General features: G+C 63.5%; 22 protein-coding genes and 1 pseudogene. 7 read left to right on the top strand and 16 right to left on the bottom strand.

Annotated features, from left to right (window positions below; all coding sequences use genetic code 11):
- The 16 genes from trbL to BRAO375_RS15080 form a co-directional block, all read right to left on the bottom strand.
- A partial coding sequence (gene trbL / locus BRAO375_RS15155) for a P-type conjugative transfer protein TrbL (RefSeq protein ID WP_035640425.1) occupies window positions 1–952 on the bottom strand: 952 nt, incomplete at its 3' end.
- A gap of 46 nt (window positions 953–998) precedes the next feature.
- The gene (trbJ, locus tag BRAO375_RS15150; RefSeq protein ID WP_009028341.1) at window positions 999–1,727 is read right to left on the bottom strand and encodes a P-type conjugative transfer protein TrbJ; all 729 of its coding nucleotides are present in this window, start codon (window positions 1,725–1,727) and stop codon (window positions 999–1,001) included.
- Complete coding sequence (trbE, locus tag BRAO375_RS15145) at window positions 1,724–4,165, bottom strand: conjugal transfer protein TrbE (protein ID WP_009028340.1); 2,442 nt, start codon at window positions 4,163–4,165, stop codon at window positions 1,724–1,726. Before trbE ends, trbJ begins: the two co-directional genes overlap by 4 nt.
- Before the next feature lie 7 nt (window positions 4,166–4,172).
- Complete coding sequence (locus tag BRAO375_RS15140; RefSeq protein WP_009028339.1) at window positions 4,173–4,436, bottom strand: VirB3 family type IV secretion system protein; 264 nt, start codon at window positions 4,434–4,436, stop codon at window positions 4,173–4,175.
- Complete coding sequence (locus tag BRAO375_RS15135; RefSeq protein ID WP_009028338.1) at window positions 4,436–4,759, bottom strand: TrbC/VirB2 family type IV secretion system protein; 324 nt, start codon at window positions 4,757–4,759, stop codon at window positions 4,436–4,438. Before BRAO375_RS15135 ends, BRAO375_RS15140 begins: the two co-directional genes overlap by 1 nt.
- Window positions 4,756–5,721, bottom strand: coding sequence for a P-type conjugative transfer ATPase TrbB (trbB, locus tag BRAO375_RS15130; RefSeq protein WP_009028337.1), 966 nt, complete (start codon window positions 5,719–5,721; stop codon window positions 4,756–4,758). The genes BRAO375_RS15135 and trbB overlap by 4 nt, the downstream gene beginning before the upstream one ends.
- 211 nt (window positions 5,722–5,932) lie before the next feature.
- A complete protein-coding gene (locus tag BRAO375_RS15125; RefSeq protein ID WP_009028336.1) occupies window positions 5,933–7,312 on the bottom strand; it encodes an MFS transporter in 1,380 nt (459 codons plus the stop codon).
- A gap of 34 nt (window positions 7,313–7,346) precedes the next feature.
- On the bottom strand, window positions 7,347–7,886 hold the full coding sequence (locus BRAO375_RS15120) for a hypothetical protein (RefSeq protein WP_009028335.1): 540 nt from the start codon (window positions 7,884–7,886) through the stop codon (window positions 7,347–7,349).
- A 126-nt stretch (window positions 7,887–8,012) separates the two neighbouring features.
- The gene (locus BRAO375_RS15115; protein WP_035640422.1) at window positions 8,013–8,441 is read right to left on the bottom strand and encodes a ribbon-helix-helix domain-containing protein; all 429 of its coding nucleotides are present in this window, start codon (window positions 8,439–8,441) and stop codon (window positions 8,013–8,015) included.
- Between the two features lie 10 nt (window positions 8,442–8,451).
- Window positions 8,452–10,443 carry a conjugal transfer protein TraG gene (locus tag BRAO375_RS15110; protein ID WP_009028333.1) on the bottom strand — a complete coding sequence of 664 codons (1,992 nt, stop codon included), beginning with the start codon at window positions 10,441–10,443 and terminating at the stop codon, window positions 8,452–8,454.
- Window positions 10,444–10,460: 17 nt separating this feature from the next.
- The gene (locus BRAO375_RS15105; protein ID WP_009028332.1) at window positions 10,461–12,221 is read right to left on the bottom strand and encodes a relaxase/mobilization nuclease domain-containing protein; all 1,761 of its coding nucleotides are present in this window, start codon (window positions 12,219–12,221) and stop codon (window positions 10,461–10,463) included.
- 460 nt (window positions 12,222–12,681) lie between these two features.
- Window positions 12,682–13,194 (bottom strand): S26 family signal peptidase, encoded by a 513-nt coding sequence (locus BRAO375_RS15100; protein ID WP_009028331.1) that lies wholly within the window; start codon window positions 13,192–13,194, stop codon window positions 12,682–12,684.
- Window positions 13,191–13,655: a DUF2840 domain-containing protein gene (locus BRAO375_RS15095; protein ID WP_009028330.1), complete on the bottom strand. Its 465-nt coding sequence runs from the start codon at window positions 13,653–13,655 to the stop codon at window positions 13,191–13,193. Before BRAO375_RS15095 ends, BRAO375_RS15100 begins: the two co-directional genes overlap by 4 nt.
- 289 nt (window positions 13,656–13,944) lie before the next feature.
- On the bottom strand, window positions 13,945–14,832 hold the full coding sequence (locus tag BRAO375_RS15090; RefSeq protein WP_009028329.1) for a replication initiator protein A: 888 nt from the start codon (window positions 14,830–14,832) through the stop codon (window positions 13,945–13,947).
- On the bottom strand, window positions 14,829–15,131 hold the full coding sequence (locus BRAO375_RS15085; protein ID WP_009028328.1) for a helix-turn-helix transcriptional regulator: 303 nt from the start codon (window positions 15,129–15,131) through the stop codon (window positions 14,829–14,831). Before BRAO375_RS15085 ends, BRAO375_RS15090 begins: the two co-directional genes overlap by 4 nt.
- A 533-nt stretch (window positions 15,132–15,664) precedes the next feature.
- A complete protein-coding gene (locus BRAO375_RS15080) occupies window positions 15,665–15,943 on the bottom strand; it encodes a DNA -binding domain-containing protein (RefSeq protein ID WP_009028327.1) in 279 nt (92 codons plus the stop codon).
- 595 nt (window positions 15,944–16,538) lie between these two features.
- On the opposite strand from BRAO375_RS15080, the gene BRAO375_RS15070 reads away from it, so the two are divergent.
- The 7 genes and pseudogenes from BRAO375_RS15070 to BRAO375_RS36335 all read left to right on the top strand — a co-directional run bounded on the left by BRAO375_RS15070 (window position 16,539) and on the right by BRAO375_RS36335 (window position 22,776).
- Window positions 16,539–17,003, top strand: a complete 465-nt coding sequence (locus BRAO375_RS15070; protein ID WP_009028325.1) for a hypothetical protein — start codon at window positions 16,539–16,541, stop codon at window positions 17,001–17,003.
- Window positions 17,003–17,665, top strand: a complete 663-nt coding sequence (locus tag BRAO375_RS15065; RefSeq protein ID WP_009028324.1) for an SOS response-associated peptidase — start codon at window positions 17,003–17,005, stop codon at window positions 17,663–17,665. The genes BRAO375_RS15070 and BRAO375_RS15065 overlap by 1 nt, the downstream gene beginning before the upstream one ends.
- A 118-nt stretch (window positions 17,666–17,783) precedes the next feature.
- Complete coding sequence (gene ligD, locus BRAO375_RS15060) at window positions 17,784–18,704, top strand: non-homologous end-joining DNA ligase (protein ID WP_009028323.1); 921 nt, start codon at window positions 17,784–17,786, stop codon at window positions 18,702–18,704.
- On the top strand, window positions 18,704–19,084 hold the full coding sequence (locus BRAO375_RS15055) for a hypothetical protein (RefSeq protein WP_009028322.1): 381 nt from the start codon (window positions 18,704–18,706) through the stop codon (window positions 19,082–19,084). Before ligD ends, BRAO375_RS15055 begins: the two co-directional genes overlap by 1 nt.
- 335 nt (window positions 19,085–19,419) lie before the next feature.
- On the top strand, window positions 19,420–20,760 hold the full coding sequence (locus BRAO375_RS35690) for a CHASE3 domain-containing protein (RefSeq protein ID WP_009028321.1): 1,341 nt from the start codon (window positions 19,420–19,422) through the stop codon (window positions 20,758–20,760).
- 197 nt (window positions 20,761–20,957) lie between these two features.
- Window positions 20,958–21,887, top strand: a complete 930-nt coding sequence (locus BRAO375_RS15035) for a sugar ABC transporter substrate-binding protein (protein WP_009028320.1) — start codon at window positions 20,958–20,960, stop codon at window positions 21,885–21,887.
- Window positions 21,888–22,219: 332 nt separating this feature from the next.
- Window positions 22,220–22,776 (top strand): annotated as a pseudogene (locus BRAO375_RS36335) (helix-turn-helix domain-containing protein).
- Window positions 22,777–22,883 lie beyond the last annotated feature (107 nt).

Raw genomic sequence — 22,883 nt, 5'->3', positions numbered from 1 at the left:
AGGCGACCGCTCCGAGCGGCGCCGCAGCGCGGCTCGAACCAGAGATCGCGCCGGCGGCGAGCCCGGCTCCGCCGGCAGCCATGCCTGCGCCGGCGACGACGAGACCGCCGGCTGCAAGTGACGCCCCGACCGCGCTTCCTGCTCCAAGCTGCGGTCCGCCACCAACAAGACCATTGGCGATCCCGGGCCCGAACAGCCCAAGGCCGAGCAGCGACAGCGACGCCAGGACCAGGGCCATGGCGCTCTCAACGGTTGGAGGATCGCCGTCTGAGACCTGGGTCAACTGCCCGAACAGGGTGGAGCCGGTCCCTGAGATCAGGGCGAGCAGCAGAACCTTCACACCGGAGGAGATGACGTTGCCAAGCACACGTTCGGCTGCGAAGGCGGTCTTGCCGAACAGACCGAACGGGATCAGCACAAATCCAGCAAGTGTCGTGAGCTTGAACTCGATCAGGGTGACGAACAGTTGGATAGCCAGAATGAAGAACGCGAGCAGCACAACCAGCCACGCGAACAACAGGATCACAATCTGCAGGAAGTTCTCGAAGAAGCTCACATAGCCGAGAAGGCCCGAGATCGCCTGGAGGAGCGGCCGCCCGGTATCGAGACCGACTTGCGCGATCCGGCCGGGACGCAGGAAATCCGCCACCGATAGCGCAGAGCCTGACGCTTTCAGGCCGAGGGCTGCGAAGCTTTCGAAGACCACGCGGGCGAGGCTGTTCCAATTGCCGATCAGATAGGCGAACACGCCGACAAACAGCGTCTTTTTCACGAGGCGGGCAACGACGTCGTCCTCGCCACCGAAGGCCCAGAACAGGGCGGCCAGCGTGACGTCTATCGCCACCAGCGTCGTTGCCAGATATCCGACCTCACCCCCCACCAGACCGAAGCCGCTGTCGATCGTCCGGGTAAAGGTCTCCAGGAATTGATCGATGATCCCCGTTCCCGTCATCGGGCCGTCTCCTCCTCCGTTTGGTCTCGAACGCCCGCCCCCATCATCAGTGAAACATCCGCACGTTGGAGGACCGGTCCGCCTGGCCGAAGGTCAGGAAGCGGCGGAGCTGTTCGCGTGCCTGATCCTGGGCCGCCGCGCGCTCTGCCATCGAGAGGCTCTGCGCCCGTCCCTGGGCAGCCATGACGGCTGTCAGATCGGCGAGCTGTTGCGCCTGCATGGCCAGGATCTGATTGCCGGCCTGCGTGACAGCCAGGGCGCCGTCGGCGCTTTGGCTCGCAGCAATCAGTGCAGCGGACTGGCTCTTGATGGTGTCGAGATTGCCGACCACCCCTGCCTGCAGCTTGAGCGCATCCTGCAGCGCGGCCACGGACGTCTGCCAGCGTGCGCGTGCATTGTCGACGAGGTCCGTGGCGCTGGCACCAGTGGCGGCCGGTGCGTAGTTCGTTTTGAACGCCTGATCGATCTGCTGCACGTCATAGGCCAGGCCTTGGGCCTGCTTGAGCAGATCCTGAGTCCGCTGAACCGATTGCTGCAGCTGCACCAGTGATGAATAGGGCAGCCTGGCGAGATTGCGCGACTGATTGATCAGCATCTGAGCCTGGTTCTGCAAGGCCAATACCTGATTGTTGATCTGCTGCAGCTCGCGCGCAGCGGTCAGCACGTTCTGGGCATAGTTGTTGGGATCAAAGACCACGAGCTGGGCCCGCACCGGCCCCGCACAGAGCAGGGCCAGCAACGCCAACGATGCCGCCCACGGCCCGCTACGGGTCACCGGCGCGTCTCCAGATTCTCGAGACGCGGGATGAGGTCAGCTGCCCAGCCAAGATGTTGGTGCCGCAACCAGGCTGCAGCAAAACCAGGCCTGCCGGCAGCCTTGAACACGTCCGAAATGGCGATTTGATCGGCCTTGGACGACGCCGCGGCAAAGGCGAGAGCGACCTCGCCGAGGCCGAGCTCGAACATCCGATTGCCCCGGCGCGACTGGCAATAATAGTCGCGCTTCGGGACCGCACGGCTGACGAGCTCGATCTGGCGATCATTGAGGCCGAAGCGGCGATAAATGCCCATGATCTGCGGCTCGAGCGCGCGCTCATTAGGCAACAGGATGCGCGTCGGACAGCTCTCAATGATCGCGGGAGCAATCGGCGAGCCGCCGATATCGGAGAGCGACTGCGTCGCGAAGACGACGGAGGCGTTCTTTTTGCGCAGCGTCTTCAGCCACTCCTTCAGCTGGCCCGCGAAATCGGCATCGTCCAGCGCCAGCCACCCCTCGTCGATGATCAGAAGTGTCGGGCGGCCGTCGAGCCTCCGCGCAATCTGGTGGAACAGATAAGCGAGGACGGCAGGCGCGGCAGCGGTCCCGATGAGCCCCTCGGTTTCGAACACCTGGACCGATCGGTCACCCGCGACCTCATGATCGGCATCCAGCAGTCGTCCGTGCGCGCCATCCAGGCAGTACGGCTTGAGAGCACGCTTCAGGCTGTTCGACTGCAACAGCACCGACAGGCCGGTCAGGGTGCGCTCGGCCGCAGGCGCCGAGGCCAGCGAGGTCAGCGCCGACCAGAGATGCTCCTTGGCGTCCGGGGTCACCACGATCTTCTCACGCGCCAGCAGAGCCGCGATCCAGTCGGCGGCCCAGGCGCGCTCCATGATGTCTCCAATGTCCGACAGCGGCTGCAGCGCCAGCGAGGTCTCGTCATCGGTCGACAACGCTCCACCGAGATCGCGCCAGTCGCCTTCCATGGCAAGTGCCGCCGCCCGCAGCGAGCCGCCGAAATCGAATGCAAAGATCTGCGCATTCGGATAGCGGCGGAACTGCAGGGCCATCAGCGCCAGCAGCACCGATTTGCCGGCTCCGGTCGGTCCGACCACCAGCGTGTGACCGACATCGCCGACGTGAAGTGAGAACCGGAACGGCGTTGCGCCGTCGGTGCGGCCGAACAGCAGCACCGGCGCCCTCAAATGGTGGTCACGCACTTCGCCCGCCCACACCGCCGACAGCGGGACCAGATGGGCCAAATTGAGCGTCGACAGCGGCGGCTGCCGGACATTGGCATAGACGTGTCCTGGAAGGCTGCCGAGCCAGGCCTCCACGGCATTCACCGTTTCCGCCATGCAGGTGAAATCACGCCCCTGGATCACCTTCTCGACCAGGCGCAGCTTCTCGTCGGCCCTCGCCGGATCAGCATCCCACACCGTGACCGTCGCCGTGACATAGGCCTGGCCGATGTCATCCGAGCCGAGATCCTGCAGCGCTGCATCGGCGTCGACAGCCTTGTTGTGGGCGTCGCTGTCGACGAGGTGAGCTGCCTCGTTGGTCACGACCTCCTTGAGGATCGCCGCCAGAGATTTGCGCTTGGCGAACCACTGCCGGCGGATGCGGGTCACGAGCTTCACGGCATCCTGCTTGTCGAGCATGATGGCGCGCGTTGACCAGCGGTAGGCGAATGCGAGACCGTTCAGCTCGTCCAACAGTCCGGGCGTGGTTGCGGAGGGAAAGCCGATGATGGTGAGCACGCGCAGATGCACCGCCCCCAGCATCGGCGCGAGGCCACAGGTCAGCGGCTGGTCTGCGAGCAAGCCATCGAGATGCATCGGGATTTCAGGGACCCGAACCCGCTGGCGCCTGGTCGACACGGTCGAATGCAGGTAGCTCAGCACGGCCTCGTCGCCGAGCCAGCCGCATTCCGGCATGAAGCCACCGACAAGCTGCAGGATGCGGTCGGTGCGGTCGACGAAGCTTCGCAGGATCTCCCGGCCGCGGGCGCGGTCCGGCTGCGGCGCACCTTCGTAGAGCACGCGTTCGGAACGGGCGACGTCTTCTCGCGGCGGCAGGAACAGAAACGTCAGATAATAGGTCGACTCGTAGTGCGCCGCCTGCTCCTCGAACTGCGCCTTGCGCTCGGCATCCACCAGCGCCGACGCGGCATCCGGAAACACGCAAGCCGGGTAGGATCCGGCTGAATGCCGCTGCGCCTCGACGAAGATCGCCCAGCCCGATCCCAGGCGCCGCAAGGCATTGTTGAGACGGGACGCGACCGCAACGAGCTCGGACGGGACCGAGCTCTCGAGGTCAGGCCCGCGAAAGCGCGCCGTCCGCTGCAGCGAGCCGTCCTTGTTAAGGACAACGCCCTCGTCGACCAGCGCCGCCCAGGGCAGGAAGTCCGCGAGCTTGACGTTGGTGCGGCGGTACTCGGCCAAATTGAACATGGGAGCCTCACTGGCTGAGATGATTGGGAATGCGAAGGTGTCGGCGGACGACCTCGACAAAGGCTGCGTCACGCCGTGTCGCCCACACCGCGACCATATGGCCGACGAACCAGAGCAGCAGACCGAAGAACCAGAGCCGCAGGCCGAGGCCGAGCGCCGCCGACAGGGTGCCATTGATGATCGCAACCGATCGCGGAGCGCCCCCGATCAGAATGGGCTCGGTCAGGGAGCGATGCACTGGCGCGCTGAAGCCCTTGATCTCATCACTCATCAGAACAGCACCCCGCCGCCGAAGGAGAAGAACGACAGAAAGAAGCTCGACGCGGCGAAAGCGATGGAGAGTCCGAAGACGATCTGGATCAGCCGCCGAAAGCCACCCGAGGTCTCTCCGAACCCCAGTGACAGCCCGGTGGTGATGATGATGATCACGGCGATGATCTTGGCCACCGGCCCCTCAACCGAAAGCAGGATCTTGTTGAGGGGCTGTTCCCACGGCATGTTCGATCCCGCCGCATGGACGGGGGCCACCATCATGAGCACCGCGGCTGTAGCGATTGAACTCACAACAGGCCATCTAGCCAGCCGCGCCTTCATCGGTGATCTCCCATGTGAACGAGCATGTAGTCACCGGAAGGTGAGAGCCCCTCGACGCGCACGAGCTCGCTGATCCGCCGCTGCGAGCCGCGCCCGGCGAGGACGGCGATCACGCTGATCGTCTCGGCAATCAGAGCCTTGGGGACGCTGACGACAGCTTCCTGAATCAGCTGCTCCAGCCGGCGAAGGGTGCCGAGCGCGGAGCCAGCGTGAATGGTGCCGATGCCGCCGGGATGGCCGGTGCCCCAGGCCTTGACGAGATCCAGCGCCTCCGGTCCGCGAACCTCGCCGATCGGAATGCGGTCGGGTCGCAGCCGAAGCGCGGCGCGCACCAGATCCGACAGCGATGCGACCCCATGCTTGGTGCGAAGCGTCACGAGATTGGGCGCCGAGCATTGCAGCTCGAGCGTATCCTCGATCAGCACGACGCGATCACCGGTGCTGGCCACTTCAGCGAGCAAGGCGTTGACCAGCGTGGTCTTGCCAGTCGAGGTGCCCCCCGCCACCAGAATGTTGCAGCGGTCCGCGACCGCCTGCCGCAAGGCGTCCGCCTGATCCGCGGTCGCAATTCCAGAAGCCACATAGTCATCGAGCGTGAAGACCGCGATCGCTGGCTTGCGAATCGCGAATGTCGGAGCCGCAACGAGCGGCGGCAGCAGGCCCTCGAACCGTTCCCCCGTCGCTGGCAGCTCTGCCGACACGCGCGGCGAGGCCGCGTGGACTTCGACGCCGACATGGTGCGCGACCAGCCGGACGACGCGCTCGCCGTCTCCGGCTGCGAGTCTCTCACCGGTATCGGCCAGGCCCGATGCGAGCCGATCGACCCAGAGTCTGCCATCTGGATTGAGCATGATCTCCAAAACCGATCGGTCGTCGAGGTGACGCGCGATGGCAGGTCCCAACGCCGTCCGCAGCATGCGGGCGCCACGAGCGATCTGCTGTGTCTGGACGAGGCCGTTCACGTTTGTCTCCGATCATTGAAGCGCGATTGACTCAACGTCGCTCGGCATGATCAAAGATGCAGAGCTCGTGCAGGGACAAGACCAGCCTTGCCTCAAGCGTAGCCTGGCGAAGGAAAGCGCAGATGCCACACGACTCGGCCAGCCGGAGCGAACAAACAGATCACTGCGCGGCGCTTCCGGACATGAGTCTCTGAAGACGCCTGGGAGGTGGTCACCACCTGGCTTGGTTGAGCGGCGCTTGCGACATCGCCAAACGTTCGGCTGACGTTGCGACGAGATCTGCCCCGACACTCTCGTTTTCGCTGCTCGCCTGACGGTCTGGCGATCCCGCTCGCTGCTCTCGTGGAGCGGCGAACCAGATCAATGCTGCGGCCTGCAGCGCGAGGTTCACTCCGAAAGCAACCTGATAGGCGACGACCGGATAGTGACCGTTGGCTTGCGGCCATTGGGCGAGCAACACACCGATCCCGTATTGGGCGAGAAACCCCCAGCCGAAATGCACCACGTTCAGCGCGCCGTTGGCGCGGCCGGCCAATTCCTTCGGAAAATAGTCCGAGATGATCGCGAAGCTGAGCACGGTCGCGGCACCGACGATCGCGATGATCAGCCATGGCGCAATCGCCGGCAATGGCAGCCGCCACACCAGCGCCAGCTGAGCCGCCATCGAGATCACTGAGATCAACGCCAGCAAGCGCTCTGGACCAACGCCCTTGCGCCGCGTCCAATTGGCGAGCTTGCCGAGCATCCACGCCCCAAGGCTGAGCATGAGAGCGGTCACACAAAGCGCCGTCACGACCTGGGGTCGTGTCATGCCCTCTACATCGGCCAACCAGGCGGATGCCCATAAGCCCTGAAGTGACCACGCCGATCCGATGCAGGCTCCGGACAACGGCGCGACCCTCCAGAACCGCACATCGCGAAGAATGCTCCGCAAGCCGCCCGCCTCCGACGCGGGCAGGCCCTGATGTTCGCGTTCGGGCACCAGGCAATAGATCAGGATCGCAGCGCACCCGGTTGCGATTGCCAGGATGTCAAACAGGCCGCGCCATCCGGTCTTGACCAGGATCGCTTCCGCAGGGAGCGTTGCGCTGACGGCGCCAAGCGCTCCGAGCATGACCATGTATCCGTTGACCATCGCCACCCGCTCGCGCGGAAACCATAGAACGATGGCTTTCAGGCCCGCGGTCAGCGCCGCAGCGACCCCAAGCCCGATCAAGGCGCGCGAGAGCAGCAGAGACAGCGGCCCCGACGACCTTGCGAACGCTTCCGCGCCCAAGGCCGCGACCACGAGAAGCGCGCTCTGAACCCTTCGCGGCCCATAGCGGTCGAGCATCATGCCGACCGGGATCTGGGCCGCCGCAAGGACCGGGAAATAGGCCGCCGTGATCAGGCCGAGATCGGCCGCGTTCAATCCGAGCTCCGAGGCAAGACTGGCAGAGACGAGGCCGTTGATGGTGCGAAACAGATAGGACAGGAAATAGCCCATGGCGAAGGGCAGAAACACCAGGGCCGCGAGCTGCCAGCCCGTGATCTCGCCATGGGCCCGGCTTCCGGCCTCAATGCTGTTCCGGCCGAAGGCGTAGGCCGGCAACGAGCTGCCCTGATCAGCGCGATGGCGAGATCGCTCAACGGCTCGGGTGCGGCGGCAAGCGAAAGGGATCCTCGCCGCCCTCCCCGGCGGCAGGCACGCCCCAGGACACCTCGGCGACCGAAGGTCCGGCGCGGCGATGTTGAGCTGCCATTGGCTGGCTCACTTGACTGGCTCGCGCAGCGCCATCCGGTCGCGTCTCTCGCTGTCTTTCCGACATGTCACGCTGCAGCTGCTGGATCGCGCTGATCCGCTTCAGCTGGTCGAAATCACCATCGTCACCGACGACCGCGCCCGCGCTCTCCTGATCAGCCAGCGACGTCACCGCCAGATGGTAACGTGCATGCAGGGCGACCGTCTCATTGAGGACCTCGATGTCGCGCTGAATGGCTTGCAGCTGCTGCTCCAGGCCTTGCAGGCGATCTTGCGCCGGCAGTGCTCCATCCGGCGGATGGACCAGAAACCGTTCGAGCGCTTTTTCGACAACCATCGCTCGGTTCACGCACCTTTCCTCGGCGGCGGCCGCAAGGCGGGCGAGAACGTCGTTCGACAGCTGCAACGTGACTTTTTTCTTCATCGTTCGGACCTCATCTGGGTCCGTCGATTAGGTCAGCTTCCGTGGGCCTGGCACGCGCGAACTCCCGACTCGCGAGGTGCCGCGTGGAAAAAGAAACTCTGGCGTAGATGCGAGGCCTCACCCGTTTCAGGAGCCGGGCTCGCTCGATGGGGGTCTGACGAGATCCTCCGGGATTTCACGCAGGAAACTCTGCCCCTTCTGCAGCCGCCGGCCGAGCGCCTCGACAAATCCTTCGAACCGCTCTCGTCCCTTGATCTGCGCTGCGGCCTGTGCCTCGGACGGCAGCGGCGGCGTCACGGTCAGCCAGAAGCGAACGAATAGCGCATGCGTCTCGGCGATGATGCCGACATCGCGCTCAAGCCGTTGCAGCTGCCGCGAGAGCCTGTCGAGCCGGCGCGTCAGCGCCGCCTCGCGCCGATCAGCCGCATCGGGCGACAGGAACGACTGAACGGCCGCCTCGACGATCGCCGAGCGCGAAAGCCTCCTGCGATCGGCAAGCTCGGCGACCTGCCGTAGCAGCTCCGGCGGGAAGTAGACATTCATTCGATTCCGCATCGGGCTGTCCTCACAAGCCCATCTCATCACCAGGGTCGAGCGCAGCCTGACGCGCGATCCCCGAGAGACTCGCATCGCGTGAGCGGCCTTGCTGCGGCATCCGGACATCGTCGTCGAACACGACAGAAAACTCGTCCGCCGCGTGCCGGCCTGCCGTTTCGCTGGCGATCGCTTCGAACTGCGGCAGCTCGGGCTCGCGCCGCACGCCGCCATTGGCCTGCTCGTCACGTGCATCAGCCGGCACCGTCACCTGAGGTCCGGCGATCACGGGCGTGAGCGGCGCAAGCGATGACCAGTCATCCGCACCTGAAAACGCGCTGCTCCGGGCGACGTCCGGCGGCGGCAGAACGCGCGACATCAGTCGCTTATCCTCGAAATAGCGCACCTTCCTGGCGCGGATCGGTGGGGCGCCGGCGACCATTACGATCTCATCCGCCGCCGGCAACTGCATCACCTCGCCCGGCGTCAGCAGCGGACGCGGCGTTTCCTGGCGCGACACCATGAGGTGACCCAGCCATGGCGCCAGGCGATGCCCGGCGTAGTTCTTCACCGCCCGCATTTCGGTGGCGGTGCCGAGCGCGTCCGAGATGCGCTTGGCGGTTCGCTCGTCATTGGTCGCGAAGCTGACGCGGACATGGCAATTGTCCAGAATGGCGTTGTTTGACCCATAGGCCTTCTCGATCTGATTGAGCGACTGCGCGATCAGGACGCTCTTGATGCCGTAGCCCGCCATGAAGGCGAGCGCAGATTCGAAGAAGTCGAGCCTGCCCAGCGCCGGGAACTCGTCGAGCATCATCAGCACGCGATGGCGGCTCTGCTTCGCCTTGAGATCCTCGGTCAAACGGCGGCCGATCTGGTTCAGAACCAGACGAATGAGCGGCTTGGTGCGTGAGATGTCGGACGGTGGCACGACGAGATACAGCGTCGCGGGCTCCTCCCCTGCAACCAGATCGGCAATCCGCCAATCGCATCTGCCGGTGACCGCGGCCACCACCGGATCCCGGTAAAGGCCGAGGAACGACATCGCCGTTGAAAGCACGCCCGAGCGCTCATTCTCCGACTTGTTCAGAAGCTCGCGCGCGGTCGATGCCACCACCGGGTGCGGACCCGCGCCCAGATGAGGCGTTGCCATCATGGCCATCAGCGTCACCTCGATCGACCGCCGGGGGTCGGAAAGGAACGCGGCAACACCAGCCAGGGTCTTGTCGGGCTCGGCATACAGGACGTGCAGAATGGCCCCCACCAGAAGCGAATGGCTGGTCTTTTCCCAATGGTTGCGCTTGTCGAGAGATCCTTCGGGATCCACCAGCACGTCGGCGACATTCTGGACGTCGCGCACCTCGGACGGCCCTCGCCTGACCTCAAGCAGTGGGTTGTAGGCCGAGGCATCCGGGTTGGTCGGGTCGAACAACAGCACACGGCCGTGCCGCGCGCGGAATCCTGCCGTGAGCTGCCAGTTCTCGCCCTTGATGTCGTGAACGATCGCCGATCCGGGCCAGGTGAGAAGAGACGGCACCACGAGACCGACACCCTTCCCGGACCGCGTCGGCGCAAAACAGAGCACATGCTCCGGCCCGTCATGACGCAGGTAGCGCGGTCCCAACCGTCCCAGGACCACGCCATCCTCGCCGAGCAGACCCGCCTTGCGCACCTCGCCCAGCTCGGCCCAGCGCGCGGATCCGTAGGTTGCAGCGGCTGCCGCCTCCCGCGACCGCCAGAGCGACATGCCGATCGCAACCGCGATGGACGCGAGACTGCCACTAACCGCAATCGCCGCGCCTTCGGCGAAGACAGAGGGCGCATAGGCATCATAGATGAACCACCACCAGAAAAACGCCGGCGGGAGGTAGACGGGCCAGCCGGCCAGCACGAACCATGGCGTCCCCAAGCGCGGCTGGAAGGCGAGCCGCCACGAGGTCCATTCGGTCGCGCTCCAGATCGCGAGCAGGGTGATCAGCAAGACGGTGAGCAATTGTGCCCATTGGATTCGGGTCGCAGGCATGTGGTGTCCTTGCAGTGCTAAAGACCAAGGTCGCGCTTGCGACCAAGCTGCCAGTCAATGCTCGTGGCCCTGGCAAGGCCCGTGACCTTCTGTCCGAGCTTGTCATCGATGTCGCGCGACCACGGGACGAGATAGAAGCCGAGACCATTGTCGATCATGGCAAATCGGCCGGAGGCGAGGACAAGCCGCTCGCGATAGATGCCGGCAATCTGCTGGCCGGGTTCGACCTTCAGCTGCGGCGAGCCGCTGATCGCCGACAGTCGAGCCCCGATTGAGGCAAGCTCCCGCCCGCGCAGCGTCTTGAGAAGGTCCCGTTGCGGGACGATCTGCTGGCCATGCCGCTGCGCCAGTCCCTGATCAGCGAGATGCTCGGCGCGGCTACGCAGCGCGCTCCTGACCTCCGCGCCAAATCCACCGAGGGCAAGCGGGACCGGTTCACGCTCGACCAGCCGATGATCGAGCCAGGTTGCCCCCTCGGCCGTGATCTGATCGGCCAGGGCAAGGTCCGAGCGCGTCGCCAGGACCAGGGTCGGCCGCGGCTCGTCCGGAGCGCCGAAGCGCCTGATCTCGACGATGCCGCCAGGCGGAGGCGCCTGCGCAAAGGCCTCGATCCCGCGCAGGCGGACGTGGTGGGCGCGGCCATCGATGCCATCGATCACCGCATAGGCCTCACCGGTCAGCTCGTCGTGGAGCCCGCGGTCGACCAGCCGCCCCATGATCGGTGATGAACTGTCGACACCCCCGATGACGTAGTCCGCGGCGCTCCGCTCCCGGCCATCTTGAGCGAACGCCTGATGCATCGTCCGGATGATGTCCTCACGCGTGCCGAGCTCGCGGAGCTGTCGCTCTGCGCCAAGCTCCACCATCCACGTATTGGGTCCGGCCGCCGCGGCCAGTCCCAGGCGCTCGAGATATTGCAGGCGGCCTCGCATCAGGCCCAGGATCTCTGGATCCGGACGGCCCGTCTCCTGCTGACGGAGGTCGACGGCGCCCACCTCGTCGCAGGCCATGCGGATTTCACGATCGAGCCGTGTCCAGCGATCCGCCGTGATCTCTCGTTGGAACGCATTGCGGATGTCGTGCTCAGGCTTCGGACCGAGCTCGAGCGCCACCAGCTCCTCGGCCCGAGAGCGCAGCCCACGGGCGATGTAATCGCGGGCAATGACGAGATCAGCGCCGGTCTCGTCGACCCCGCGGACGAGCACATGAACGTGCGGATGGTCCGTATTCCAATGATCAACCGCGAGCCATTCGAGGCGCGTCAACAGATCAGCTTCCATCTGCCGCATCAGATCGCGTGTGAACGCTCTGAGGTCCACCATGTCGGCTGCATCCTCCGGCGAGACGATGAACCGGAAATGATGCCGATCCTCGCTGCTCCGCGCCGCGAAGGCAGCCTCATCGGCACGATCGCCTCGCGCATCGAACATTTTGGCCGGCTCGCCGTCGCGGGTGACCCCCTCCCGCTTGAGATAGCTCAGGTGCATCGCCAGCGGCGCTGACCGAAACGCCCGGCCCTTGTGCCTTGCGATACGGGCCTTCACCGTGACGCGGCGGGCTGGGGCAAACAGGCGCTCGCGACTGAAGCTCAGGCGGCCGCGTCCGAAGCCTGAATGGGCGCGAGCCGGCCGGCGTCGGTCGACCACCGAGGGCAGCGCGACGTGCCCCGCGGCGTTCGCCGCGCGCAGGACGCGGTTGATGAAGCTGCCGCCCTTCTTCTCACGCGCCTGCCGGATGCGTCCCGGGCGGATGCGGAATTCGCGCTCGCTGGTGCTCATGCGCGGCGCCTTGCAACACGAACCGAGATCCTGGTGCCGGGAAAAACATTGATTCTGCTGATGAAGACCATGAAGGCGGCACGCGCTCCGACCGGACGGCACGGTTGAACGCGAGCCATGTCAATGGCTTGCCGATCAACAGGCGAGCCGCTTTTATCTTGCGATCGACGGTCGGCAGCTTGCGGCCGGCTTTGGCCCTTCGCCACGGCCCTTGGTCTTTCGCCCCGCGCTGGCCTGCCGGAAACAGTGGTGAAGCAAAGGCCGTAACGACTGTGGCGGACAATCATCCTCGAGGCGGGCGCCTCGAACCTCGTAACAACGTCACGAAGATTTCCGCTTCGGCCGGCTCTGTCGGTAGACGCTTCTCGCGCCGATCTCGATGACCATCGTTTCCGGTCGCATCGGCTGTTCATCAGAGTCGACGTGACCTTCGCAGATCGTGCGCAGAACGGGTGCATCATCAAGGCTCCCTCGTCCACACGGGAATCGCACGCCCGATGACGTCCGACATCGCCGTCGGACCGAAATAGCGTCCATCCAGCGAGCTGTCCGATTGCCTGTTCATCAGAAAGAGCTCGTCAGCGCCGATGATGCGGCAGCCGCGCCAATCCGGCAGCGGCCGGCCCTGCCTGTCGTTGTCCTGCGCGAGACCGACTTCGATCTCATCGATCAGGATGACATGCTCGCGCCGACAAACGGCTTGGCCGGGAAGAGCGAGAATGTGTTTGAGCATCGGCACGCCCCTGGGCAGGTAGCCGTTGTCCGCAAGCCATCCGGCCAACTCGTCTTGGGGCATGACAACGACGATTTCGTTGGTGACCCATTGCCGGACCGGCCGAACCAGATAGAGGCCCACCGGAACACTGCCGGAGACGTTCCAGATGAGCAGCGGGCGCGGCCCTGGTCGCCCGATCGCCGTCGCGAGCCAAAGCGCGGCAAGCATCGCGACGGCAACGACAAGCCTTCGCATCATGGCATGATCGTCCTTCGATGCAGCCAGGCCCGATGGCGCAGATGGGTGTAGGGACGCGGCGCTTGGCCGGCAGCCATGCGGTTCTGAACGTGCCACCAATGATCCGGGGCGACATCCGCCGGATCGATGCCGAGAGCCTCGACCGCGTCGATCTGCTGCAGCACCCGCTCGACCTTTGGCCAACCAAACACCTGCAGCAGGATCGCTGCCCCTGGAGCGACGAAGGGCACGGTCGCACACGCCTCGCCGGGCCCAACGGCCTGCAGAATGCTGATGCGCGACAGCACCGTGCCGAAACCGTTCGACGACCAGCGCACGAAAGCAAAGACGCTACCCGGCTTGAACGCGACCTCACGGCGATAATGGTCGAGACGGAGCTCCTGCACGGTTCGACCAAAACGTATGCGGTTTTCGATCTTACCCTGCAGCCATAGCAATTGGACGCGCGTCAGCTCGCTCATGCGCAAACTCTGAGGTTGATGACATCTGGACGGCGCTGCGGGCCGGCAATGAGAACGGCCGTGGCATCTCGAGCGGCCTTCGCCCTTGGCAACAGGAGACACCAGCGTGCACCGGCGCCCGAAAGCGCAAGCCCGTTAGACAAAATCCGAAGGATTTTGCGGTTAGGTAAGTTAGACGGGCGGAAGGGCGCGCCGGACCAAAGGCTTAAGCCCGATTTCGGTCCCCGATGGCACGATGATCCGGTCCTCGATGGCACGAGTCCTCCGGTCCCCGATAGCACGAGACAATTCACAGCTTGTCCCCCGCCGCGCCCGAGGAACGATGCCTGGCGAAACGCCTTGCGACCGGGTCAGTCACCGCTGCTACGAAGTTCAGCCGTTCGGTGCCGTTTGGATCGCGGCTCAGGACGAGCTGATAGCCCGGCAAACGCTGGAGGCGCACGATCTCGCGCAGGTCGTAGGCAAAATGCTTCAGCGGCGAGAGGCTGCCGGACTTGGCGTGGAGGTAGCCGAGATCGAAGCTCCAGCCGCCATTCTGATTGCCGCCATGCTTGCGCACCAGACGATACAGCCAGCGCTCCAGACCGCCCGTCAGCGCGAAATAGGCCGGGTCAATCGTCAGCACGAGCGCGTCATCGATGACGCCCGAATAGAACCAGTCCGGCAGGATCAGCTGCAATCCCGACGGCCTGCCATGGGCATCCGCCGTCTCCTTCCACTCGTTGATCCAGGAGAAACGGTGCCGCCGCCGCTCGGCCGGCTGACGGATCGAGGTGAGCACGGTCGTCGACTGCAACCGATCGAGTCCCGCCTTCAGACGGTCGTAGTCACGCACGCCGGTGCCGCGCCCGACAAAGGTCAGGATCTCATACGGGGTGGCGGCCATCAGCCGCGACGTCTTCAGTCCGGCGTCGCGCGCCTCGACAATCTGTGACGCCGCCCAGATCAGAACATCCGCATCCCAGATCGTCGCCATGCCATGTTCGGGGACAGCCTCGACCCGAATGGCGACCGACCCTGCGCGAAAGTCGATCGGCGCGACGCGCCTGCTCTTGGCAAGCGAGAAGAACGGATAGGCCATCAGATCCTGCGCGTCGCGCGGCGCCAGATCGCCGGGCAGAGCGCGAAACAGATCGAGCTGATCGCGCTCGGATTTGCGCAAACCTCGCACGATCATGCCCGCCGCGCTCGCGACGCGCGACGCTCCTGTCCTGCATAGGGAATGAGACCCGGATGCCGCTTGGCGGGCAGAACGGTGCCCTGCCCGGGATCCGCCGTTGACGTCTTGGTGCCGCGATCGGCCCACGCTTTCAGATCGTCGAGCGCATAAACGACGCGGCCTCCGATCTTGCGATAGAGGGGACCGGTGCCGTATGTGCGGTGCTTCTCCAGCGTGCGGCCGGACAGACCGAGATAGCGCGCAGCCTCGGGTGTACGAAGAAAGCGCGGCGGCGGACCGGCTGTCTGATCGGGCATGGAGCATCCTCCGGGACAGGTGTGCGCCCTCACGAGTGGTTCGGCGCGTCGACGGTCATGATGGAGGCGCAGGGCAGCGAAGGGGGATGCCGGAGATGGAGGCGCGCGTTTTCGGCACCCCCTGCGCCAGCAACGCTGCTCATCTGGCGCGGCGGACACAACCTGGCGAGAGCCCGCAGCGGACCGTGCAGCGAGGGCGCACATCATCCAGCTTGGATGCGCGCCGTGCCATCAGCAGTTTTGCAAAGTCTCGAACGGAGATCGCCCAGCAGCGCCCGCCCCTTCATCGAGAGTACGCAGGCGCTGGCAGGATCAACCGTGAGCGAGAGCGTGCACGGTCATGCGACGCAGGCCGGGGGCGACGTCGTGTGGTTCCCAATCAAAGCCGTCTGCTACCGTCATCAGCCGATCAGGAGACAATCGATGTTCCCGATGGTGGGAGCATCCAAAAGGCTCCCCGCTCGAGCTGGGCTTGGCAGCAGAGGCGAGCTGAGCCACCGCTTCAATGTTTGCAGAGAGAGATTGCGCAGCCGCTACGAGCGATCCGGTCTGCGTAGCAGCTGATGATAACCCTTCTCTGACATCCACTTCGCCCGCGCGAGATGGCTGTCGAAGGTACGCCGGGCCTGCTCGGGCTCCTTATCCGGATCGATATGTAGAACCAGCCGGGCAACTTCCTCCCAGTTTGCGCCCTCGGACGCTGCATCGAGGAGGCGCAGATAGGTCACGACATGTTCCTCGTCGTAGGGAGTCAGAACCGGATCGGTCGGCGCGACATCGGCAACGGCGGGATTGAGCGGCGGAACGGGCATTCTGTCATTACCTGTTGAGCGAAACACGATTTGCCGACCTGAAAGCCGCGCGGTGCTTATCGAGATCCGAGCACGACAGCGCTTTCCAACGTCTTCCGCCCGTCCCGCGGGAGAGCGCAATGTTCTCAGTTGAATGCCGTCAAGCCGGAGCTGTTTGGAGAAGACAATTCGACGCGTCTTGGCCGTCATCGTGAAGCGCTTGCGCCTATTCCGAGGCGCTTTGCTGCAGCGCTCGCTCGCGCCTGGGCTTGTGGCCTGTGCGCGCGTGAGCAGTCTCGTGTTTCATCTCAAGCATAGAACTTACAGCCGAGGGGGCCAAAAGCGATTGAGTCTCCATCGAATGCTCGCGCTGAGACCCGCCAACGGTATCCAATAACCGCAGGACGTTGAGATGCTCGCGAGCGACCTGATCGCCAAGCTGGTTCACCGCCGGATGGACTGCGTCGTGCTGCGCGGCCCAACTCTCCGCCGATCTCACGACTAAGCGGCCGCGTTCGGGTTCCCGAGCCATCGGCCACAGATTGAGCACATAGACTTCGCTCGACCCCAGACGTAGCGGCTTTCCTTTCAGCCGCTGGACTGGAATCAATGGGTCATGACGACCCTCACGCGCCGGCGCGATTTGCAATCACCGAATGAGACCTGGCGCATCTTTTTCGGAGATGTCCAGGCCGGCACGATTGCCAAGCGTGCGGAAGGACCTTCCGGTTCGCCCGCCTGGCAATGGTTCTGTGGCTTCTATCCGGGCAGCCATCCGGGCGAGCAGCAGGCCGGCAGCGCCCAAAGCTACGAACAGGCGCGTCGGGCATTCGAGGCGGCATGGCACGTCTTCTTCTCCAACCGCTCACCAGAGGACTTCGATGAATGGCGCGAGCATCACGCCTTCACAGCCTGGAAATATGCGATGTGGGACGCCGGGTGCCGCCTGCCGCCACAGACCCCATCGGGCCGCTCACGCTGCTTCTGCGGCACACTGATCGACCTGACGACGACAGTCGCGCATATCCGTTCCAGCCACATGCCGCCGCCGCAGAGCTTTGATCCCGGGCAACGTGACTGATGTGCAATCTCTATTCGATCACGACGAACCAGGCGGCAATCGCGACACTGTTTCGGATCGTCCGCCGCTACGAGGGTAACCTCCCCTCAATGGCCGGTGTCTTCCCGGACTACCCCGCACCTGTCGTCCGCGGCAACGGCGAAGACCGCGAGATGGTGATGATGCGCTGGGGAATGCCGCCACCTCCGCGGACTGGCGGGCCTCCCGTGACCAACATCCGCAACACCTCGTCGCCGCACTGGCGCGGCTGGCTGAAGCCAGAGCAACGATGCCTGGTGCCCTTCAACAGCTTCGCCGAATATGCGCCGGAGCCGAACCCGGAGACGAAGAAGAAGGATGTGGTCTGGTTTGCATTGTCCGATGATCGCCCGTTGACCAGCTTCGCCGGCATCTGGACCGAGTTCAAAGGCGAACGCGGAACGAAATCCAAGCCAATCCCCGGACCTCATCTGGTCTACGGCTTCCTGACGACAGACCCCAACGCAGTCGTGGCTCCGATCCACCCCAAGGCGATGCCGGTCATTCTCACCACGCATGAAGAGCGGGACGTCTGGCTGCGGGCACCCTGGGACGAGGCCAAGTCATTGCAACGCCCATTGGCCGATCATGCTCTGAAGATCATCGCGCGCGGAACGGCGAAGGAAGATCCGCCTGCGGCCTGATCAAACACCAGGCAGGGCTGTTCCAGGACGACAACGCACATCCGAAAATCACGCCGCCCTTTGCCGGAACCAAAGCCGCCTGAAAGACTCGATTCGCTTGTTTGCGTGGAGTTCTTCCGTGGCGTTGCAGCGTCGCCGACGCACTGCGGTCGGCACAACATTATCCGATCCCCGCTTTATCGAGCCCGCGCTTGCCAGTGCCGTCGACCGCGTGCCGAGCGGAGCGCGATGGATCCACGAGATCAAGTTTGACGGGTATCGGGTCCAAGTCCATCTGAGGAGCAACGGCGTCAAGGTTTTCACCCGCCGCGGTTACGACTGGACGCAGCGCTTCCGCAAGATCGCCCATGACGCGGGCGAGATCAAAATGCATTCGGCGATCATCGATGGCGAGGTCGTTGTCCCACAGGCAAACGGCGCCACGGATTTCTCTGTTCTGCAAAATGAACTCAAAGGACGCTCCCAGAAGATCGTGCTTATCGCGTTCGACCTGCTCTATCTCGATGGCCGCGACCTGCGCCATTTGCCGCTGGCGGAGCGCAAGGCCCATCTCAGGAAGCTCATCGCCGGCACCAGGCTTCAGTACAGCGAAAGCTTCGCGATAGATGGGCGCGAAATGTTCAGCCACGCGTGCAAGGTTGGCCTGGAAGGTGTCGTGTCCAAGGTGGCGAGCAGCCGCTACGTTTCGGGCCGCAACAATGACTGGGTCAAGACGACCTGCGCCCAACGGGAGACCCTGCCCATTGCAGGCTTCTCACTCGACGGCGACGAATGGGACGGCATCTATGTCGGTCGCTATATGGGTGATGATCTGGTGTACTCGGGCAAGGTCGATCACGGCTTCGATCGCAGCTCGGCCGACGAGCTCCGCACCCGCCTCACGCCGCTGATCCGCAAGACACAACCCTACGCCAAGCGAATCGCGCACCGCGGAGTGTGGGTCGAGCCGGAGCTGCTGGCCGAAATCGAGTACCGAACCAAATCAGCGGAGGGAAAAGTCCGACATTCCTTCTACAAGGGGCTTCGGGAGGATCTTTGATGACGCGCCATCCGCGGATGAAGACGAAAGGGTCGATGACGGTCGCAGAGCTGCGTCATGCCCTCTATCGCGAGAGGCCTGCCCTCGGCCAGCAGCGCCAAGAGCGCGCCACACTCGACTTGCGTCCCATGCCGCCTGAGCAGCGACCGCAAGATCCCTATTTGGACGGTCGGGATATGCGTTTCGCCGGCTACCAGATCGAGACTCTTGAGCAAGGCGGCGAGTATCCGGACACGATGCCTCAGGTGATCGAGGCCACCGATGCCAGCGGGCGCAAAGCGGTCTACGTGCCATTCTCGAGGAACGGAACGGTGCTACAGAGCAACGGCCTGATCGATGCGCTTAAGCGCTGCGGGCTGATCGAACGAAAGGTGAGATGAGGCTGTTCGACCGGCAGAGGATCGGCACCCTTGATCCCTTACTAGGATCGACGCACGCGTCATGCTCGGTCTCAGCCGAGGCTGGCCAAGGCCGTTGGCGCAGGACCTGTTGGCCTGCGCGACCTTCAATAGGATCATCTTCCCGGCGATCGGAACCGACGTCGTGGCAAGCTCGGTTCCACACACGCGCGGAGCGCCCTGCCGCATGGCGCAATCGATGCACGTGTTCCAGTGTCGCACCTTGTGAAATCAAGAAATCACTAGGCCAGCTCCTCACCCGTGTTAGATTGGAACCCCGTCCAGATCATCCGTCCGCGTTATTCTTTCAGGCAAAGATGCCCATCTCCAGTCGGTTCGTGATCGGTTCGAGCATCGCCCTGCTTACAATCGGCTTCCTGACGTTGTTGGGCATCGTGGGTTCCACGGCATGGCTGGCGGAAAAGGCCAACATCTATCTTGCAGAAAGCAACAGTGCACGGGCTGTACGCACCACCACCGCGAGCTTGCGCACCGCTCTGCAAAACGCCGAGTCCAGCCAGCGCGGATACCTTGTCGAGGGCAACGAGATCTATCTCGCGCCGTATGACGCGGCGAAGGCCGAGGCGCTGACCCAGTTTGGACATCTGAAGCGGCACCTGCCGACGTCTCCGCAAAACACTGTCATTGTCGAACGGCTATCCAAGATCGTTTCTGAGAAGGTTGCCGAGATGGACAAGACGATTGCGCTCAAATCGGGGCTGGACGGCAGCCAGGCCATTGCGGTCTTCCGCAGCAATCGCGGCAAGGCGCTGATGGATGAAGCCAACCTTTTCTTGTCCAGCATCATCCGCCAGGCCGACGATCAGCTGGAAACGCTGCTCAACGACCAGCGCCAGACTGCTACAATGCTGCGGCTGGTGACGATTGTCGGGGGCCTGATCATCGTCATAGTGGTCGGCGGAGCGACCGCAACGGTCTTTCGATACGCCTGGGAGGTCGCCCGCGCCCGCAGCGAACTTTCAGCGCTGAATCTCACGCTTGAGGATCGAGTAGCGAGACGCACCACTCAACTGACGGAGGCACGCGATCGCGCGGAACTCCTGGTAGCGGAGATCAATCACCGGGTTGCAAACAGCCTCTCTCTCGTCGCCTCCCTCGTACGGTTGCAATCAAACCTCATTACCGATCAGCATTCGAGAGATGCGCTCAAGGAGACGGAAGCCAGGATCCTGGCGGTCGCGTCGGTACATCAGCGCCTTTACAGCGGCGGTGATGCCCGGTTCGTCGATTTGCAGGAGTATCTATCGAGCGTGCTCGACAACTTCCAAACGTCGATGCGGGGGCAAGGTCACGTTGCCTCACTGCGTTACGAACTTGAGCCCTTGAAGCTCAAGACGGATTCCAGCATCAATATCGGGGTGATCGTCACAGAATGGGTCACCAACGCGTTCAAATATGCCTATCCTGACAAACCTGGGGAGGTGCGCGTATTGTTGCGACGATTATTGGACGGCAAGGCCGAACTTTCAGTCGAGGATGACGGGGTTGGTCGACACGACGGGCGGGCCAAGGGGACCGGGCTTGGTACCCGCATCGTCAATGCGATGGCGCGCTCAATCGGAGGCGAGGTCGAATATATCGTGAGGGGCAGCGGGACAGTTGCGCGGCTTTCGTTCACCGCAACATTGGACTCTTGACGATGCGGATCTGGCGGTACGTCCTTCTAACCTTTGCTCTGCTTTGCGGTGCAACCAGCCTCCGTGCCGAAGGGGGTGGCCCTGGATTGACAAAACCGTTCGTTCTTCCGTTGCACGACCCGAACAAGCCGCGATGCCCTGCACCCGCTGACCTCGGGAAAATAATTGCGTTCGCGCAGGATAATGAGCGGAAATTCATGCAGGGCGTTGCGCGGGGACTGCAGCTGGCCGCACAGGATCGCGGTCTCGAATATCGGCTGGCCCAAGCACGCAATGATTCCGATCTGATGATGCAACAGATAAGAAGCTTGGTCGATGCAAGAGTCGGAGCATTGATCGCAGCTCCCGTCGACCCTCTCGCGCTTGCACCGGTGCTTCAGCAGGCGATTTGGTCTGGTGCCTATGTGGGAACTGTCGTCCCGCCGCCCGCGACCACGATTCTCAATGCCCCGCAATACCTTACTGGGAAAGTGCTGGGAGATGAGGCGGCGCGCTACATCACGACGCGCCTCAAAGGAAAGGCGAAAGTCGTGCTGTTAACGCACGACAGCCTGCAATTCCTCGCCCCGCGCTTCACCGCAATGCGTGACTCGTTAAGAGCGGTCCCGGGTGCGGTCATCGTTGCAGACATATCACCGCTCACGGTGGACGAAGCCGGAGGCGCGTCAATGATGCAGACAATTCTTCTTGCAAATCCGGATATCGACGTTGTGCTTGGCGCCGACACCGTCGTCCTGGGCGCACTGGCTGCTGTGCGACAGGCTGGTAGAGACCGCAATGACCAGTTCTTTGGGGGAATTGATGGGGAGCCGGCTGCAGTTGAAGAGATCAAGCGCGGTGGTCCGTACAAAGCGAGCGTAAGTCTCGCCTCTCCCATCTTCGGCTACGCGCTCGGTCAGCAGTCCGCAGACTGGCTCGAAGGAAAGACAGTGCCTCAGGCAATGGACATTCTACCAAAGGCTCTTACGTCGCAGAACATCGCACAATACGAAGCGGACCTCGCCGACCCCGCCTCGGTTTACCGCGATGGCAAACGCCGAGACGAATACCTCAGAATGTACGGCAATATCTGTTATTCCACCCGCGATGAGTACCTGAACTTCCCCTGGTCATCCGAGCGTCGATAAGCGCGGGTCACCGCGAAATGACCAATCGGAAAGCCTGACGTGCTGGCCGCTAGCTCACCTCGTCTGAGTGGCCATCTCGGCCGGTGCGATCCATTCTGCATCCGACGCAAATTGTGTTTATGTGCAGGCCCGCGATCAACTTTGCATCGCGCGATTTAAACGTCTTCCAGGCGTTGACGACAACATCTTTGGAACTGGTGATATTCATTTTGCTTCTCCAAGTGTTCAACGGATTTGGTCTTCCTCTATAAGAAGGAGGCGCTCAGATCGCTGGCCGGAAACGGACCTGATCATCTGACGGCTATTCCTAGAGCCTGCGAGTACAATGATTCATGCTAAGCTTTGAGGTATGCAACACCGCTCGCTTGCGGCGCGATCCACGATATGACGGCCGCTTCTTCACGGCAGTGAGGACCACGCGAATCTATTGCCGACCAGTTCGCCAGTGAAGCAGCCGTTGGTCCGCACCGCGACCTGCCACCCAACAGCGGCTGCGGGTTATCGGCCTTGCCTGCGCTGCGGTCCGGAGACCGCGCCATTCTGTGCTGCCTGGAATGGAACACGCTCGACCGTCGCACGCGCCTTAAAAATGATCGATGATGGAGCGTTGGATGATAGCTCGGTTGCTATCCTTGCCGACCGGCTTGGGGTCAGCTCGCGCCACCTTGCGCGTCTTTTTCAAGCGGTAGGTCGGGGCCAGCCCGCAACAGGTGGCAAAGACCAGGCGTGTACAGCGAGCGAAGCGCCTGATTGACGAGACAGATGATTCGTTTGTCCAGATTGCTGATCGGGCCGGTTTGGCAGCGTGCGCCGGTTCAACGCGGCCTTTGGCGAGCTCTATGGACGCTCGCCCTCGACCATGCGCCGTCGCGGCAAACTATTCGCATGAGAGAGGGCGCCGCAAACTAAGTCCGGTAATGCCCCTTGGCTGCCAAATCGAAGCTAGGTCATGAGGTCGGCTTTAATTCGGTCTGACGTCAGCTATCGCAAGGCCAG

The sequence above is a fragment of the Bradyrhizobium sp. ORS 375 genome (genome assembly GCF_000239775.1).
Lineage (GTDB): Bacteria > Pseudomonadota > Alphaproteobacteria > Rhizobiales > Xanthobacteraceae > Bradyrhizobium.
This window is presented reverse-complemented; position numbering and strand designations above follow the sequence as displayed.